The sequence below is a fragment of the Brevundimonas sp. genome, assembly GCF_029945885.1.
In the GTDB taxonomy this organism is placed as follows: Bacteria; Pseudomonadota; Alphaproteobacteria; order Caulobacterales; family Caulobacteraceae; genus Brevundimonas.
Genome location: NZ_JAQSDK010000037.1, coordinates 219,142 through 235,499, shown reverse-complemented (window position 1 = coordinate 235,499; position 16,358 = coordinate 219,142). Strand labels below are relative to the sequence as shown.

The 16,358-nt window shown below is 67.6% G+C and carries 13 protein-coding genes; 9 read left to right on the top strand and 4 right to left on the bottom strand.

Going from position 1 to position 16,358, the window contains the following annotated elements; translation table 11 throughout:
- Window positions 1–29: 29 nt before the first annotated feature.
- The 3 genes from carB to PSV00_RS14080 all read right to left on the bottom strand — a co-directional run bounded on the left by carB (window position 30) and on the right by PSV00_RS14080 (window position 4,484).
- Window positions 30–3,332, bottom strand: coding sequence for a carbamoyl-phosphate synthase large subunit (carB, locus tag PSV00_RS14090; RefSeq protein ID WP_300448401.1), 3,303 nt, complete (start codon window positions 3,330–3,332; stop codon window positions 30–32).
- Between the two features lie 27 nt (window positions 3,333–3,359).
- Entirely contained in the window at window positions 3,360–3,635 is a 276-nt protein-coding gene (locus PSV00_RS14085) for a ribonuclease E inhibitor RraB (RefSeq protein ID WP_300448398.1), read from the bottom strand.
- A 150-nt stretch (window positions 3,636–3,785) separates the two neighbouring features.
- Window positions 3,786–4,484: an HAD family hydrolase gene (locus tag PSV00_RS14080; protein ID WP_300448396.1), complete on the bottom strand. Its 699-nt coding sequence runs from the start codon at window positions 4,482–4,484 to the stop codon at window positions 3,786–3,788.
- Between the two features lie 123 nt (window positions 4,485–4,607).
- Between PSV00_RS14080 and PSV00_RS14075 the strand changes: the two genes are divergently transcribed.
- The 7 genes from PSV00_RS14075 to PSV00_RS14045 all read left to right on the top strand — a co-directional run bounded on the left by PSV00_RS14075 (window position 4,608) and on the right by PSV00_RS14045 (window position 11,926).
- Window positions 4,608–5,306, top strand: coding sequence for an SDR family NAD(P)-dependent oxidoreductase (locus PSV00_RS14075; RefSeq protein WP_300448393.1), 699 nt, complete (start codon window positions 4,608–4,610; stop codon window positions 5,304–5,306).
- A gap of 137 nt (window positions 5,307–5,443) precedes the next feature.
- Window positions 5,444–5,620 (top strand): hypothetical protein, encoded by a 177-nt coding sequence (locus PSV00_RS14070; protein WP_300448390.1) that lies wholly within the window; start codon window positions 5,444–5,446, stop codon window positions 5,618–5,620.
- A gap of 472 nt (window positions 5,621–6,092) precedes the next feature.
- Window positions 6,093–6,902, top strand: a complete 810-nt coding sequence (locus PSV00_RS14065; protein WP_300448388.1) for a hypothetical protein — start codon at window positions 6,093–6,095, stop codon at window positions 6,900–6,902.
- 38 nt (window positions 6,903–6,940) lie between these two features.
- Complete coding sequence (locus PSV00_RS14060) at window positions 6,941–7,948, top strand: aromatic ring-hydroxylating dioxygenase subunit alpha (protein ID WP_300448385.1); 1,008 nt, start codon at window positions 6,941–6,943, stop codon at window positions 7,946–7,948.
- A gap of 220 nt (window positions 7,949–8,168) precedes the next feature.
- Window positions 8,169–9,488, top strand: a complete 1,320-nt coding sequence (locus tag PSV00_RS14055) for an amino acid permease (RefSeq protein ID WP_300448382.1) — start codon at window positions 8,169–8,171, stop codon at window positions 9,486–9,488.
- 80 nt (window positions 9,489–9,568) lie between these two features.
- A complete protein-coding gene (carA, locus tag PSV00_RS14050; RefSeq protein WP_300448379.1) occupies window positions 9,569–10,732 on the top strand; it encodes a glutamine-hydrolyzing carbamoyl-phosphate synthase small subunit in 1,164 nt (387 codons plus the stop codon).
- A 60-nt stretch (window positions 10,733–10,792) separates the two neighbouring features.
- Window positions 10,793–11,926: a patatin-like phospholipase family protein gene (locus PSV00_RS14045; RefSeq protein WP_300448376.1), complete on the top strand. Its 1,134-nt coding sequence runs from the start codon at window positions 10,793–10,795 to the stop codon at window positions 11,924–11,926.
- A gap of 15 nt (window positions 11,927–11,941) precedes the next feature.
- Here the strand turns inward: PSV00_RS14045 and PSV00_RS14040 are convergent, their stop codons facing one another.
- Window positions 11,942–12,211, bottom strand: coding sequence for a hypothetical protein (locus PSV00_RS14040; RefSeq protein WP_300448373.1), 270 nt, complete (start codon window positions 12,209–12,211; stop codon window positions 11,942–11,944).
- A 236-nt stretch (window positions 12,212–12,447) separates the two neighbouring features.
- On the opposite strand from PSV00_RS14040, the gene dnaG reads away from it, so the two are divergent.
- Window positions 12,448–14,325, top strand: coding sequence for a DNA primase (dnaG, locus tag PSV00_RS14035; RefSeq protein ID WP_300448370.1), 1,878 nt, complete (start codon window positions 12,448–12,450; stop codon window positions 14,323–14,325).
- A 73-nt stretch (window positions 14,326–14,398) separates the two neighbouring features.
- On the top strand, window positions 14,399–16,345 hold the full coding sequence (gene rpoD / locus PSV00_RS14030; RefSeq protein WP_300448367.1) for an RNA polymerase sigma factor RpoD: 1,947 nt from the start codon (window positions 14,399–14,401) through the stop codon (window positions 16,343–16,345).
- The last annotated feature ends 13 nt before the right edge of the window (window positions 16,346–16,358 follow it).

Below are 16,358 nucleotides of genomic sequence, written 5' to 3'. Positions count from 1 at the left end.
ATGGTCACGAACTGACCGGTCCCGGTGGCTCAGTGCGCATAGTCCTGGATCGGCCGCACATCCAGCTCGCCGGCCTTGATCGCCCCGATGGCCTGGGCGGCCGCCAGCGCCCCCGCGGCCGTGGTGTAATAGGGGATCTTCATCATCAGGGCGGTGCGGCGCAGGCTGAAGCTGTCCTGCAACGACTGTTTGCCCTCGGTGGTGTTGAACACCAGCTGGACCTCGCCGTTCTTCATCGCATCGACGATATGGGGGCGGCCTTCCAGCACCTTCTTGACGTGCCCGACCTCCAGCCCCTGCTCGACCAGATAGGTATGGGTGCCGCCGGTGGCGAGGATGGAAAAACCCTCGGCGATCAGGGTCTTGACCGCCTCGATGATGAAGGGTTTGTCGGCGTCCTTGACCGAGACGAAGGCGCAGCCGGAGGTGGGCAATGTGGTGCCGCCGCCGATCTGCGACTTGGCGAAGGCGCGGGCGAAGGCGGGGGCCATGTCGGCCTCGCCGTCGCGCTTCCAGTCCAGACCCATGACCTCGCCGGTCGAGCGCATCTCCGGGCCCAGGATGGTGTCGACCCCGGCGAAACGGGCGAACGGGAAGACGGCCTCCTTGACCGCGATATGGTCATAGGGCCGGTCGGTCAGGCCGAAGGATTTCAGCGGCACGCCGGCCATGACCTTGGCGGCGATGGCGGCGACCGGATGGCCGATGGTCTTGGCCACGAAGGGCACGGTGCGGCTGGCGCGCGGATTGACCTCCAGCACGAAGATGCGGGGTTCGGCGCTGTGCGGCTCCTCGATGGCGAACTGCACATTCATCAGACCGCGCACCTTCAGGGCCCGGGCCATGGCCTCGGTCTGGCGCTTCAGCTCGGCGATGATGGCCGGGGTCAGGGAGAAGGGCGGCATCGAACAGGCGCTGTCGCCGGAATGGACCCCGGCCTCCTCGATATGTTCCAGCACCCCGGCGACGAAGACGGTCTCGTCATCACACAGGGCGTCGACATCGACCTCGGTGGCGCGGTTCAGATAGTGGTCGATCAGCACCGGATCGTCGCCCGAGACCCGCATGGCCTCACCGACATAACGGTCCAGCTGTTCGCGGTCATGGACGATGACCATGCCGCGCCCGCCCAGCACATAGGAGGGGCGCAGCACGACCGGATAGCCGACCTCATCGGCCTTCTGCGCGGCCTCCTCGGCGCTGCGGGCCAGGCCGTTGGGCGGCTGCATCAGGCCGATGTCGTTGAGCATCTTCTGGAAGCGCTCGCGGTCCTCGGCCAGGTCGATGGAGTCGACACTGGTGCCCAGGATCGGCACCCCGTCCGCCTGCAATGCATGGGCCAGTTTCAGCGGGGTCTGGCCACCGAACTGCACGACCACCCCGAGCAGGGTGCCGTTGGACCGCTCGACGTCGATCAGCTCCAGCACATCCTCGGCCGTCAGCGGCTCGAAATACAGCCGGTCCGAGGTGTCATAGTCGGTCGAGACGGTCTCGGGATTGCAGTTGACCATGATGCTTTCGACGCCGATGTCGGCGAAGGCAAAGGCCGCGTGGCAGCAGCAGTAATCGAACTCGATGCCCTGCCCGATCCGGTTCGGCCCGCCACCCAGAATAATCGCCTTTTTTCTGTCGGTTGGCGCGGATTCGCACTGCGGCACCTGGCCCAGGGCCCCGGTCTCATAGGTCGAATACATGTAGGCGGTGGCCGAGGCGAACTCGGCGGCGCAGGTGTCGATCCGCTTGAACACGGGGCGGACGTTGAGGCCGCGACGGGCCTTGCGGACCCAGGCCTCGGTCGTGCCGGTCAGCTGGGCCAGGCGGGCGTCGGAGAAGCCCTTGGCCTTCAGGCGACGGAAGTCGGTGTCGACCGTCGGCAGGCCCTGGACGCGGACGTGGCCCTCGGTGCGCACGATGTCGGCGATCTGCCTCAGGAACCACGGCTCATACGAACAGGCGGCGTGGATCTCCTCGACCGACAGGCCGTGGCGGAAGGCCTGGGCGATGACCAGGATCCGGTCCGGCGTCGGCTGGCCCAGGGCCCGGACCACGGCGGCGCGGGCCCCCGCGTCGTCCTCGGCCCCGACGACGCCGTCGATCTCGATCTCGTTGAAACCGGTCAGCCCGGTCTCGAGCCCGCGCAGGGCTTTCTGCATCGACTCCTGGAAGGTCCGGCCGATGGCCATGACCTCGCCGACCGACTTCATCGAGGTCGACAGGGTCGCCTCGGCCCCCGGGTATTTCTCGAAGGCGAAGCGCGGGATCTTGGTCACGACATAGTCGATCGACGGCTCGAACGAGGCCGGCGTCACCTTGGTGATGTCGTTGGTCAGCTCATCCAGGGTGTAGCCGACGGCCAGGCGGGCGGCGACCTTGGCGATCGGGAAGCCGGTGGCCTTGGAGGCCAGGGCGGATGACCGCGACACGCGCGGATTCATCTCGATCACCACCATCCGGCCGTCGGCCGGGTTGATGGCCCACTGCACGTTCGAACCGCCGGTCTCGACGCCGATCTCGCGCAGCACATTGATCGAGCCCGTGCGCATCCGCTGATATTCCTTGTCGGTCAGCGTCAGGGCGGGGGCGACGGTGATGGAGTCGCCGGTGTGGACCCCCATCGGATCGATATTCTCGATCGAGCAGATGATGATGCAGTTGTCCGCCGTGTCGCGGACCACCTCCATCTCGTACTCCTTCCAGCCCAGCACCGACTCCTCGACCAGCACCTCGGTGGTCGGCGACAGGTCGAGGCCGTGGGCTACGATCTCGTAATATTCCTCGATATTGTAGGCGATGCCGCCACCGGTTCCGGCCAGGGTGAAGCTGGGGCGGACGATGGCCGGCAGGCCGACGAAGGCCAGGGCGTCATCCGCCTCGGCGATGGTGTGGATGGCCTTGGAGCGGGGCGATTCCAGCCCCAGCTTGTCCATGGCATTGCGGAATTTCTGCCGATCCTCGGCCTTGTCGATGACATCGGCTTTCGCGCCGATCATCTCGACGCCCCATTTTTTCAGCGCGCCCGAGGCGTCCAGCGCCAGGGCGGTGTTCAGCGCCGTCTGGCCGCCCATGGTCGGCAGCAGGGCGTCGGGCCGCTCTTTCGCGATGATCCGCTCGACGAACTCCGGGGTGATCGGCTCGATATAGGTAGCGTCGGCCACCTCCGGGTCGGTCATGATGGTGGCGGGGTTCGAATTGACCAGAATGACCCGGTATCCCTCCGCCTTCAGCGCCTTGCAGGCCTGAACCCCCGAATAATCGAACTCGCACGCCTGCCCGATCACGATCGGCCCCGCGCCGATAATCAGTATGGATTTCAAGTCTGTACGTTTGGGCATGGGCCTGAGGCTCTTCTTCTTGGGTCTTCAGTTCGTCACGACCGCGCACTCCCAGCCGTCATAGTCCAGCTGGAAGGCCGCGGCCCAGGATTGCATCATGGAGGAAACGGGCGCGAACGAGGCCTCGTCCACCGCCATCGTGGTCTCGAGAATGGTGCAGTCGTCCTCGCCCCGGGTCAGGAAGCCGGCGCGTCGCGCCACCTCGTTCAGGTCGTCGTGGTCACCCTCGCCATAGAAATAGAACAGCGTATGCCGCGGCGTGACGCCCGAATCCCCATGCGACGCGAGCGAGGCGCGGATCATCGCATCCCGGTCTTCGTGGCTGGTCAGGGCGTCGGACAGGGCCTCGGATCCTCGCGCGCGGACGTCCGACGGCGCGCGGCGCGCGCCGTTGGCGTACTGGTTGTCGGTTAAGCGGTCCGTTTAGAGACGTGGTCGCCGCGCGACAAGCGCTTATCGGTCCGTGCGCGCATCGATCCACGCCGGAAGAGCGGCGATGGTGTCCAGCAGGGCGAAGCGCGGATGGTTCTCGGGCGCGTCGGCCAACTCGTGGGCCCAGGTGACGTGATACGGAATATGCACGGCGAAGGCTCCGGCCTCGAGCGCCGGCAGGACGTCGGACTTCATCGAATTGCCGGCCATCACCGCCTGGCCCGCCCCGGTGCCGTGGCGGGTGAAGGCGCGATCATAGGTGAGGCGATCCTTTTCCGAGACGATCTCGACCCCGCTGAACAGTTCGCCCAGGCCCGAGGCGGCCAGCTTGCGCTCCTGGTCCATCAGGTCGCCCTTGGTGATCAGCACCAGCCGGTAGCGCTCGGCCAGGCCGGCCAGGGTCTCGGCCACCCCGGGCAGGGTCTCGACCGGATGGGCCAGCATCTCGCGTCCGGCGGCCAGGATTTCACGCAGGGCGCGCGGCGGCGGATCGCCGTCGCACAGCTCCATCGCCGTCTCGATCATCGACAGGGTGAAGCCCTTCACCCCGTAGCCGTAGAGCCGCAGGTTGCGGCGCTCGACCTCGGCCAGACGCGCGGCGATCGCGTCATTGTCGTGGTCGGTCAGCAGGTCGAGAAACCGCGCCTGGGTCAGGCGGAAGATGGTCTCGTTGTGCCAGAGGGTGTCGTCGGCATCGAGGCCGACCGTGGTTATGGTCATCACGCGGATCCTTTGCTGGCCGTCCCTGACCGGAAACCGGGGTCAGGGTCAATCAGCCGCATCGGGATCGCCACCGGCGGGCCCGCACCGGTGTATCGTCAGGTCACGCTCGGGGAGAACGCAATGACCGGTGAATCGGCAGTGGTGGTCGGTGTGTCCGGCGGGGTCGGCGGCGCTGTGGCGTCCCGGCTTCGCGAGTCGGGACGATTCGAGGTCGTTCACGGATTCAGCCGCACCGGCGCGGGCGCGGCCGGTCTGGATCTGGAAGATGAGGACTCCATCGCGCGGGCGGCGGCGTTGGTGCGGGCCGGCCCGGCCCCGACCCTGGTCTTTGTGGCCACGGGGGTGCTGCATCACGGCCATGCGCCCGAACGCAGCTGGCGATCGCTGGAGCCGGATCATCTGATGCGGGACTACCGTATCAATGCGATCGGCCCGGCGCTGGTCGCCAGGCATTTCCTGCCCTTGCTGCCGAAGGACCGCCGGGCGGTCTTTGCGGCCCTGTCGGCCCGGGTCGGCTCGATCGGGGACAACCGGCTGGGCGGCTGGCACAGCTACCGAGCGTCGAAGGCCGCCCTGAACATGATCCTGCGCAACCTGGCGATCGAGCTGGGGCGCAGCCATCCGTTGGCCGTCGTCGCCGGCCTGCATCCGGGCACGGTCGACACGGCTCTCAGCGCGCCGTTCCAGGGTGGGGTGGCACCGGACAAATTGTTCACGCCGGACGAGTCCGCCGACTGCCTGTTGCGGGTGATCGCAGACCTTGCGCCGGCCGACAGTGGCGGTGTCTTTGCCTGGGACGGCGCGCGGATCGTGCCGTGAACGGTGACGCCCGGTGCCCCCCCCCGGCGCGCGGCGTTTTGCGAAGGGGGAACTGTCGGGCCAGGGTCGGGACGGGGACGGTCCGGTATTTCGCGCATTTGAACCGGAGCCAGGTGGCGCTGGGCTCGAACAAGCGAATGACCAAGGCCAAACTGCTGACCGGCTATCGCGAGATGGTGCTGCTTGAGGGCGTGGCCAGGCTGGAGGGGGGCTTTTCCGCATCAAGAGCCGCCGTCAGCGCCGGTCGGGACTGTCGCTGGAAAACCCTCTCATCTTCTACGCCCGATACGCCGGGCACCAGATGCGCGCGGTGACGGGCATCGGCTGGACCTACTGGCGGCTCCGGCGTTTCGCCCAGAAGGTCTGAAGGACCCGGACCGCTACGCCTATGCGATGTTGCGATTACCCCGGTCGGTGAGGAGAACGCGCCGCTGGCGAGCATGGCCGAGACCCGCGGCAGCCGATCCATTGAGGACCGTCGCCGTCGCAAGGCCCTCTCTTCGACGGCCCCGTCCGGGGCGGCCACGAGCGCCGGCCGGGTCCCGGAATCCACCGCCTCCTGACCGGTATTCTTGCCGGTCGTCGCTGAGCGGCGTGCGGCGACAAGCTTAACCATTACAATCTCCGGCATCGGGCGTTCTGGCGGCGGGAAGCTTGGTGAGGGGCCGTAGTGGCGGGCTTTTGCTGATGGTAAAGTCGCATTGACCGTGTCTGTTGGTGATCTCTTGGTAAATGGCGCGCATCGTCCATAGGTAGTATTGCGTGGTCCCAACACAGGAGGTCGTCATGGCCTATTCCTCGGGGGCCGGACCGAGAGAACCGGCCAAGGTTTTGTTCGACGCGTCCCAATCGGCCAAGGGGCTGCCCGCCCGTCATGCCTATGGCTCCGCCTGCGAGAGCCTGACCTTTCCCTTCGTCACCCAGGCGCGACGCGAACTGTCGGTCACCCTGGCGGTGCAGCCGGTCTATGATCTGGAACAGTTCGCGCCGGTCGGCCGCCGGCTCAGACGCATCGTGCGTCACCGCGGCGGCGAGGCGGCGCTGGTGGCCATGGGCAACCGGACCCTGGAGGCGGCCGATCTGAAGCGGATCGACCTGCAGACCATGGGCCACGGACTGGAACTGCTGCATCCGACGATCGACGAGACCGTTGTCCTGCCCGCCTTCTGGCGCACGGTGGCCACCACCCAGGGGCGGTTTGCCCTGGCCTATGCCGGCCTCCCGTTCGACGGGCGACGCGGAACCCTGCTGATCGAGGTGATGGGCGGACCCGAGACGGCCGCGCCGGAAGCCCTGGCCGAGACCATCGCCCATTTCGAGACCCAGAGGCTGGGCGTCGTCCTGCATATGGCCCCGGATATCGATCTGGCCCGCCGCCTGGCCGAGGCCCGGGCCGGCTGTCTGGCGATCGATTTCGCCGGCGTTGACCATGACAGCAGTCGCTCCTGGGCGGCGGCCGAGGCCCTGATCACCATGGCCCGGGAAGCCGCGCCGCGCCTGCTGCTGCTGAATCTTCGACCCGAATGGGCCCGGGCGGCGGTCGCCGTCGGAGCGACCCATGCCGTCTTTGCCCAGATGACTGCCCGGACCGTCTGACCCGTTGACGCGGCCGGTTCGGGCGGGCCTTGTGGGGTATGAAGACAACCCTTCCTGCCCATTTCTATGGTGATCCGGACGCCTGGGCGCGCGAGCGCAAGGAGGTGTTCGGGCGTGCCTGGCTGTTCATCGGCCACGAGGCCGAGGCGGCGGCCCCCGGCGACTGGATCGCCGGTGACGTTGCCGGCTATCGGCTGCTGGCGGTTCGGGGCAGGGATGGGGTCCTGAGGGCGTTCCACAATGTCTGTCGCCATCGGGCCGGACCGCTGGTCTCGGGCACACGCGGGCATTGCGACGGTGAACTGGTCTGCGGCTATCATGGCTGGCGCTATGCGCTGGACGGGCGGCTGCGGGCGGCCACGGGTTTCGGCACCGCCGAAGGCTTTGATCCCCGGGACTTCGGACTGTTCGCCCTGCGGCTGGAGATCTGGCGTGGACTGGTCTTCGTGGTTCTGGACCCGGAGGCCGCCCCCCTGGCGGAGTTCGTCGCCCCGCTGGAGCGGTTGCTGACGGCTCGAGGGCTCGACATCAGCCCGCCCCTGTTGCGGCGGACCCACGACCTCGCCTGTGACTGGAAGGTCTATGCCGAGAACTATCTCGAAGGCTATCACATCGACGCCGTCCATCCCCTGCTGGCCGAGGAACTGGGCCCGCGGGCCGACTACCGCATCAGCATCGACGGTGATCTGGTGGTGCAGCAGGCCGTTGGCGTCAACGACGGGCCACAGGCGGGGGTCTGGGGCTGGCTGTGGCCCAATCTCGGAATCAACGTCTATCGCGACAGTGCCATGATCGAGCGGATCACCCCGACCGGGCCGGGTCGGGTCCGGCTCGACTATCTGTTTCTCGGCGACAATGGACCCGAGGCCCTGACCGAGATCCTGGCGGCCTCGGATCGCCTGACGGCCGAGGACGCCGCCATCTGCGAGGCGGTGCAGGCCAATCTCTCGGCGGGGCAATACGATCGGGGCGTGCTAAGCGGACAACACGAGCGCGCCGTCGGGTGGTTCCAGGACCGGATCGCGGCGCTGCATCCAACGCCCTGACGAGCGCACCGCCGGGAAGGCGTGCATGCTCAACGCAAGCTGGGCTGGCCCCCGGGTTCAAGGATCGGCTGATCCGGAGGCGCTTCCTCCACGGCAGGGCGGCCTCCGGCGTGGGGGTGCCGTGCAATCTGCAGGCAGGCCGCTATGATCGCGGCGGGCTGAGTCCGCGGCATGAGGCGGCGGTGGTCTGGTTTCAGGCACGGCTGGAGAAGGTGCATCCATGACGACCCCGACCCCGACCGTATCCGCCCGCCAGCTGGGCTGGGGCCTGGCTGCCCTGGTGGTGGCCGGCAATATGATCGGCTCGGGCCTGTATCTGCTGCCCGCCACCCTGGCCCCGACCGGCAGCTCCAGCATCGTCGGCTGGGTCGTAGCGGCGGCGGGTGCCTTGGTCCTGGCCATGGTCTTCGCGGCCCTTGGCCGGCTGCAGCCGGACGCCGACGGTCTGTCCGGTTTCGCCGAGCGTGGCCTGGGCCGGTTTTTCGCCTTCCAGACGGCCCTGGCCTTTTGGACGGCCTGCCTGGTCGGCAATGTCGCCATCGCCGTCGCCGCGACCGGCTACCTCGGCTATTTCTTTCCGGTGCTGGCGACCCCGGTCGGGGCAGTCTTCAGCAATCTGGCCCTGATCTGGCTGACGACAGTGGCCTATATCATCGGCGCGCGCACGGCCGCCCGCTTCGCCGCCCTGGCCCTGATCATTGGTCTGGCCCCGATCGTTGTCGCCGTGGTGGCGGGAGCCATCGCCTTTGACCCGGCCACCTTCGCCAACTCTTGGAGCCCGTCGGGCGCGCCCCTGGCCCGCAGCGTTCCGGCCTCTCTGGCCATCATTTTCTGGGCCTTCATCGGCATTGAGAGCGCCGCCGCCCTGTCGGCGCGGGTCAAGGACCCGGTACGCGACGTGGGCCGGGCGACCATCGCCGGCGTTCTGCTGGCCGCGGGGGTCTATATCGCCGCCTCGGTGGCGGTGTTCGGGGTTATTCCGGCCGGAGTCCTGGCCCAGTCATCCAGCCCCTATGCCGATCTGATCGCCCGGGTGTTCGGGGCCTCGATCGGCGGGGTGGCGGCGGTCGCCATGGTGATCAAGGCCATGGGCACGCTCAGCGGCTGGGTCATGCTGGGGGGCGAGACGGCGCGGGCCGCCGCCAAACAGGGGTTCCTGCCGTCCGGCTTCGGCCACGGGGACCGGACGCCCATCGCCAATCCGCTGCTGGGCGGGGCGGTCATGTCGGTGGTGGCGGTGATCTCGAACCAGCCGACCCTGGGCGGACAGTTCGGGGCCCTGGTCGGCCTGACCTCGGTGCTCAGCCTCGCCATCTACGGCGTCTGCGCCGTGGCCCTGTTTCGCCTCGCGGGTCGCCCGCGCGACCGTGTGGTGGCCATCCTGGGTCTGGCCTTCAGCGTGGCCGCGGTCGCGGCGGCGGCTCCGGGCTATATCCTGCCGACCCTGGCCTTCTTCGCCCTGACCAGCCTGGCCTGGCTTCGGGTCCGCCGGAACCGGCGGGATCCGATGCCTGAGGCCGGCGGAACCGGGCGGGGCTGAAGTCGGACGTTGACCGCGCCGCCCGGCATCTTTAGTCACGCCGCCGTTTGCCCGCCCGGATTCGGTGTAAGGAACACGCCATGACCCAGATTCTTCCAGGCGCTACCGGCGTCCTCGTCCTCGCCGATGGCACGGTCCTGCAGGGGATCGGCGTCGGCGCGACCGGCACGGCCCTGGGCGAGGTGGTCTTCAACACCGCGATGACCGGCTATCAGGAGATCCTGACCGATCCGTCCTACATGAGTCAGATCCTGGCCTTCACCTTCCCCCACGTCGGCAATACCGGGGTGAACCTCGAGGATGTCGAGCAGATCGGCGGCAGTTCGGAAACCGCGGCCCGCGGTGCGGTCTTCCGCGACCTGCCGACGGATCCGGCCAACTGGCGCGCCGACGCGGACCTCGACGGCTGGATGAAGCGGCGCGGTGTGGTCGGGCTGTCGGGCGTCGACACCCGGGCTCTGACCGCGCGCATCCGCGACGGCGGTGCCCCCCATGCGGTGATCGCCCATGATCCGGAAGGCAATTTCGATCTCGAGGCCCTGGTGGCCGAGGCGAAGGCCTGGACGGGTCTTGTCGGTCTCGACCTGGCCAAGGACGCCTCGACCCTGCAGTCGTTCGACTGGGACGAGGGCCTGTGGGACTGGCCCGAGGGCTATCCCCGCGTCGACGCTGCCGGCAAGTCGGTGGTGGTCATCGACTATGGGGTCAAGCGCAACATCCTGCGGGCCCTGGCCTCGACCGGGGCGAAGATCACCGTGGTCCCGGCCACGACTTCGGCCGAAGAGATTCTGGCGCGTAATCCCGACGGCATTGTCCTGTCGAACGGTCCGGGCGATCCGGCCGCGACCGGCGTCTATGCTGTGCCCGAGATTCGGAAGCTGGTCGACAGCGGCAAGCCGGTGTTCGGTATCTGTCTCGGCCACCAGATGCTGGCCCTGGCCCTGGGGGCCAGGACCATCAAGATGGACCAGGGCCACCACGGAGCCAATCACCCGGTCAAGGACCTGACCACGGGCAAGGTCGAGATCGTGTCAATGAACCACGGCTTCACCGTCGATCGCGACAGCCTGCCGGACGCGGTGGTCGAGACCCACGTCAGCCTGTTCGATGGCACCAACTGCGGCATTGCCCTTAAGGACCGGCCGGTGTTCAGCGTGCAGCACCACCCCGAGGCCTCGCCGGGCCCGACCGACAGCCTGTATCTGTTCGACCGCTTCCGCGATCTGATGGGCCCTCGCAGCTAGACGAATGTGCGCCGGCGGGTCACCCTCCGGCTTTGATCCGATGGATGCGGAGGGACCGTGATGGCCCGGGCGTTGATCCTGTTCTGTCTGCTGCTGACGACGACGGGCTGCGTCGCCGGAGCCCGATCCAGCTTTGGCACCGAAGACCGCCTCAGCGCGGCCCCGATGGGCGTGGTTGCGCCGGGCCATCAACCCTATCGCTTCTATCTCGATGACCCCGCCCAGGTTGAGGTGTTCGAGGCGCGGCTGAACGCCGGCATGCCGATCGGGCCCGACGGACACCGCGACCTGGTGGCCCTGTCGGGCGGCGGGTCCAACGGGGCCTTCGCGGCCGGGCTGATGACCGGCTGGACCGCCTCGGGTTCCCGCCCGGACATGGAGGTAGTGACCGGAGTCTCGACCGGGGCCCTGGCCGCCTCCTTCGTCTTTCTCGGCCCGGACTGGGACGACGAACTGACCGAGGCCTATATCGGCGGCGCGGCCAGCCAGTTGCTGCAGTCCCAGGGTCTTGGGGCCTTCTTCGGATCTGGCATCTACAAGGGCGAGCCGCTGCGCGCCCTGATCGACCACTATATCGATGGCCGGGTGCTGCAGGCTGTGGCGGCCGAGGCGGCCACCGGCCGGATACTGCTGGTCGCGACGACCGATCTCGACTCCCAGCGTGGCGTGGTCTGGGACATGGGGGCGATCGCCAGTCAGGGCGGGCCCGAGGCCCTGGCCCTGTTCCGGCTCGTGCTGGTCGCCTCGGCCAGCGTGCCGGGGGCCTTTCCGCCGGTATTGATCCCGTCAGAGGGCGGCGGTCACCATTTCGAGGAAATGCACGTCGACGGCGGTGTGGCCACGCCCTTCCTCGCCCTGCCTGAAACCTTCTGGTCTTTCGAGGACGACAGGGGGGAGCTGAGGGGCGGCCGCATCCATGTGATCGTCAACGGGCGTACCGGGGCCGGCTTCAAGATCACCCGCGACAGCCTGGGCACGGTATTGTCGCGCAGCCTCGACATTATGATGCGGACCTCCATTGCCAGCACCCTGGCCGGCAACCGGGCCTTTGCCGAGCGCAACGGGCTGGAATTCCACTATGCCGCCCTGCCGGATGACAGCGTCGCCGATCCGCTGGATTTCAGCATCGAGGCGATGCAGGGCGTCTATGACGTCGGCCGGGCCGGAGCCCTCGACGGATCGATCTGGCGCTAGGGTCGCGCCGGTTTTTCAGGGCAGGGGGGCGAAGCTGCGGTTCTCGCGGCGCAATTCACCGGCCTTGCGGATCGCCAGCGGAGCAGCAGCGAACCAGTAGAGGGCGTCGTCCTCTCGGTGGGCCAGGCGGCGCTCGTGGGCCCGCATCCGTCGCGCGGCGGCATTGTCGAGCAGACGGGCGTGCAGGGCGCGGGGCGTGATCGGGGCGACGGCGGGGGAACCGGGAACGGCGACAGCATCGGGGCCGGTGGGCTCCACCGCCGGACGGGCGATGGCGATGAACATGGCGGTCGGATCTTTCTGGCTGGCGCGCCCGGCGTCTTCGCGCTGGCGTCACCGGGACCCGCCGCCTTCTGGCGCGGAACATCTGTTTAATCCACAGCGGTGTGAATCGTTCCCTGTATGATAAAAAAATACGCTATAAATCAGGCGGTTACAGACACGATCCGGACAAGATGGTTAGCGAAACCTTAATGCGGGAGTGCCTGCCGCCGCCGCCGTTTCCGCGCTATAGAGGCGCGGTGCGTTTTGATGACCGTTTCCTTGAAGAACTGAAGGCCCGCCTTCGACCGTCCGATGTCATCGGGCGGTCGGTGAAGCTCAAGCGCCAGGGGCGTGAATTCGTCGGCCTGTCGCCCTTTACCAAGGAGAAGTCACCGTCGTTTTTCGTCAATGACGACAAGGGCTTCTTCCACGACTTCTCGTCGGGCAAGCATGGCGACGTGATCAGCTTTCTGCAGGAGACTGAACGGCTCAGCTTTCCCGAGGCGGTCGAGCGACTGGCCGCCGAGGCCGGGATGCAGATGCCGGCCGAGGACCCGCAGGCGGCCGAGCGCGAGCAGCGCCGCCAGGGCCTGACCGACTGGATGGACCTGGCCCAAAAATGGTTCGCCGCCAACCTGCGCCGCTCGGCCGGCAAGGCGGCGCGCGAGGTGCTGGAGAAACGCGGTCTGCCCGAGGACCAGTGGGAACGGTTCGGGCTGGGCTATGCGCCGGAAACCCGGGGCGGGCTCAAGGACGCCCTGGTTCAGCGCGGGGCGCGACCGGCCGAACTGGTCGAGGCCGGGTTGCTGATCGCGCCCGAGGGCGGCGGCCAGCCCTATGACCGGTTCCGCGACCGGCTGATGTTCCCGATCCTCGATGCGCGCGGCCGGATTGTCAGCTTCGGCGGGCGGGCGATGAACCCCGATGACCGGGCCAAATATCTGAACGGGCCCGAGAGCCCGCTGTTTCACAAGGGCTCGACCCTGTACGGCCTGCCCGAGGCGCGCCGCATCCTCGGGGCCGAGAGCCGGTCCGACCGGGCGATCGTGGTGGTCGAGGGCTATATGGATGTGATCGCCTGCCAGCGGGCTGGCATCCCGGCCGTGGCTCCGATGGGCACAGCCCTGACCGAGGAGCAGATGGCCGTGCTGTGGCGGGTCTCGTCCGAGCCGGTGCTGTGTTTCGACGGGGACGGGGCCGGTCAGCGCGCTGCCTACCGGTCCATCGAGCGGGCCCTGCCCCTGCTGAAGTCGGGACGGTCGTTCCGCTTCGCCCTGCTGGAAGGCGGACAGGACCCCGACGACATCCTGCGCGAGAAGGGGGCTCCGGCCCTGCGTCAGGCGCTGGACGATACCCGGCCCTTCGCGGAGGTTCTGTTCAAGCGCGAGGTCGAAGTCGAGGCCCTCGATACGCCCGAGCGCCGCGCCGGCATGAAGGGGCGTCTGCGCCAAGCCGCCGCGGCCATTCAGGACAAGGACCTGGCCGAACAGTATCGCCGCGAACTGTTCGACCGTTTCGATGCCCTGTTTCCGGCTCGGTCCCAGGCCTCGCCGTCGCGGGGCCAGTCGGTCGGCGGGCGCTGGAAGCCGGGGCCCCCGCCCAAGCTGGGCCAGACCGCCGAGGGGGCCCAGGCCATGCATTCCCTGTCGCGGTCGATCGAACCGGTCGCCGCCGCCCTGGCCCACGGAGCCATCGATGACCCCGAGCGGATGGACGATTATCTGGAGGCGATCTCGGCCCACGGCTTCGGCGAACCGGCCCTTGACGGCCTGGCCCAGGCGCTGGTCCGGCTGCGGTTTGCCCATCAGGAAAACGGTCAAACCCTTGACAGTGCGGCCGTGCGACGCCATCTGGCCAACTCGGGTCACGATGCTTTAGTGCGCGAGGTCGAGAAGGCGGCGGCAAAGTCCGGCGCGCCTTTCCTGGCCGCGAATGCGCCCCTCGCCGAAGCACGGACCCGGTGGTCGCAGGCGTTCGACGCTCTGACCCGCGTAGCGGCGTTGGAGGACGCCTTGGTTTCGGCACGTGCTGTGCCGGGACAGGATGAGGCTTTCCGCCGGCTAAAGGCCGAGCGCGATGCTTTGCGCCGTGCGATCAAAGCCGGGACGATATGGGAAGACGACGCGGGTTCGTAACCAACGAACTCGTGACGCGTTGTATTTTTGCCGACGGGATTGATCACCCCGACCGGCGCGGAGACAGAACTAAATGACTGCTCAGACCGAGACGCAGGAAACCGAAGCCGCCACCGACGGGCCGCTGCTCGATCTGACTGACGCCGGCGTCAAGAAATTCATCAAACAGGCCAAGACCAAGGGCTATGTGACGATGGAGGAGCTGAACAAGGTCCTCCCGTCCGATGAGGTGACCCCCGACGCGATCGAGGACACCCTGGCCATGCTGTCGGAGATGGGCGTCAACGTCGTCGAGGCAGAAGAAGACGCCGCCGAGCCGCAGAGCACCGACGTCGCCGCCGCCGCCGGCACCGCCGTCGCCGAGGCCCCTGCCAAGTCCGCCTATGACCGCACCGACGATCCCGTGCGGATGTATCTGCGCGAGATGGGGTCGGTGGAGCTGCTGAGCCGCGAGGGCGAGATCGCGATCGCCAAGCGGATCGAGGCCGGGCGCGACGCGATGATCTCGGGCCTGTGCGAGAGCGCCCTGACGTTCGAGGCCATCATGGTCTGGCGCGACGAGCTGGCCAACAACCGCATCCTGCTGCGCGAGGTCATCGACCTCGACGCCACCTATGGCGTGATCAACCCCTCGTCCCTGCCCGGCGCGGCCCAGCCCGAGCCGGAAGAGAAGCCCGAGGCCGAAAAGGCCGAGGGTGAGGCTGAAAAGCCCGAGAGCGATGACGACGACGACGACGATTTCGACGACGGCGGCGGCCTGTCGATCTCGGCGCTCGAGGCCGAACTGCGCGACGGGGTCATGGAGGTCCTCGACGCCGTGGCCGGCGATTTCGGCGGCTTCCGCAAGCTGCAGGACAAGCTGGTCGAGGCCCGCCTCAAGGGCGAGATGCTCTCGGCCAAGGACCAGAAGGCCTATGTCGGCCTGACCAAGGCCATCTCCGATCGTCTGAAGACGATGAAGCTGAACAACAACCGCATCGAGGCCCTGGTCGAGCAGCTGTATGCGATCAACAAGCGGCTGATGGGGCTGGAAGGCCGGCTGCTGCGCCTGGCCGACGGCTACGGCATCTCGCGCCCGGAATTCCTCAAGGCCTATTTCGGGGCCGAGCTGGACCCCAACTGGACCGAAAACGTGCGCGACATGGGCGTGCGCTGGACCAAGTTCGCGGACAAGGAAGTGGCCCAGATCGCCCGCATCCGCGGCGACATCGCCGCCGTGGCCAGCGAGGCCGGCCTGCCGATCGACGACTACCGCCGCATCGTCCAGACCGTGCAGAAGGGCGAGCGCGAGGCCCGTCAGGCCAAGAAGGAAATGGTCGAGGCCAACCTGCGCCTGGTCATCTCCATCGCCAAGAAATACACCAATCGCGGCCTGCAGTTCCTGGACCTGATCCAGGAAGGCAACATCGGCCTGATGAAGGCGGTCGACAAGTTCGAATACCGCCGCGGCTACAAATTCAGCACCTACGCCACCTGGTGGATCCGTCAGGCCATCACCCGCTCGATCGCCGACCAGGCGCGGACCATCCGCATCCCGGTGCATATGATCGAGACGATCAACAAGATCGTCCGCACCAGCCGCCAGATGCTGCACGAGATCGGCCGCGAGCCGACCCCGGAAGAGCTGTCGGAAAAACTGGCCATGCCGCTGGAGAAGGTGCGCAAGGTCCTGAAGATCGCCAAGGAGCCGATCAGCCTCGAGACCCCGATCGGCGACGAGGAGGACAGCCACCTGGGCGACTTCATCGAGGACAAGAACGCCATCCTGCCGATCGACGCGGCCATCCAGTCCAACCTGCGCGAGACCACGACCCGCGTGCTCGCGTCGCTGACGCCGCGCGAGGAACGGGTCCTGCGCATGCGGTTCGGCATCGGCATGAACACCGACCACACCCTGGAAGAGGTCGGCCAGCAGTTCTCGGTCACCCGCGAACGCATCCGCCAGATCGAGGCCAAGGCCCTGCGCAAGCTGAAGCATCCGAGCCGGAGCCGGAAGCTGCGGTCGTTCCTGGATTCGTAGGCGGTAGGGAGTA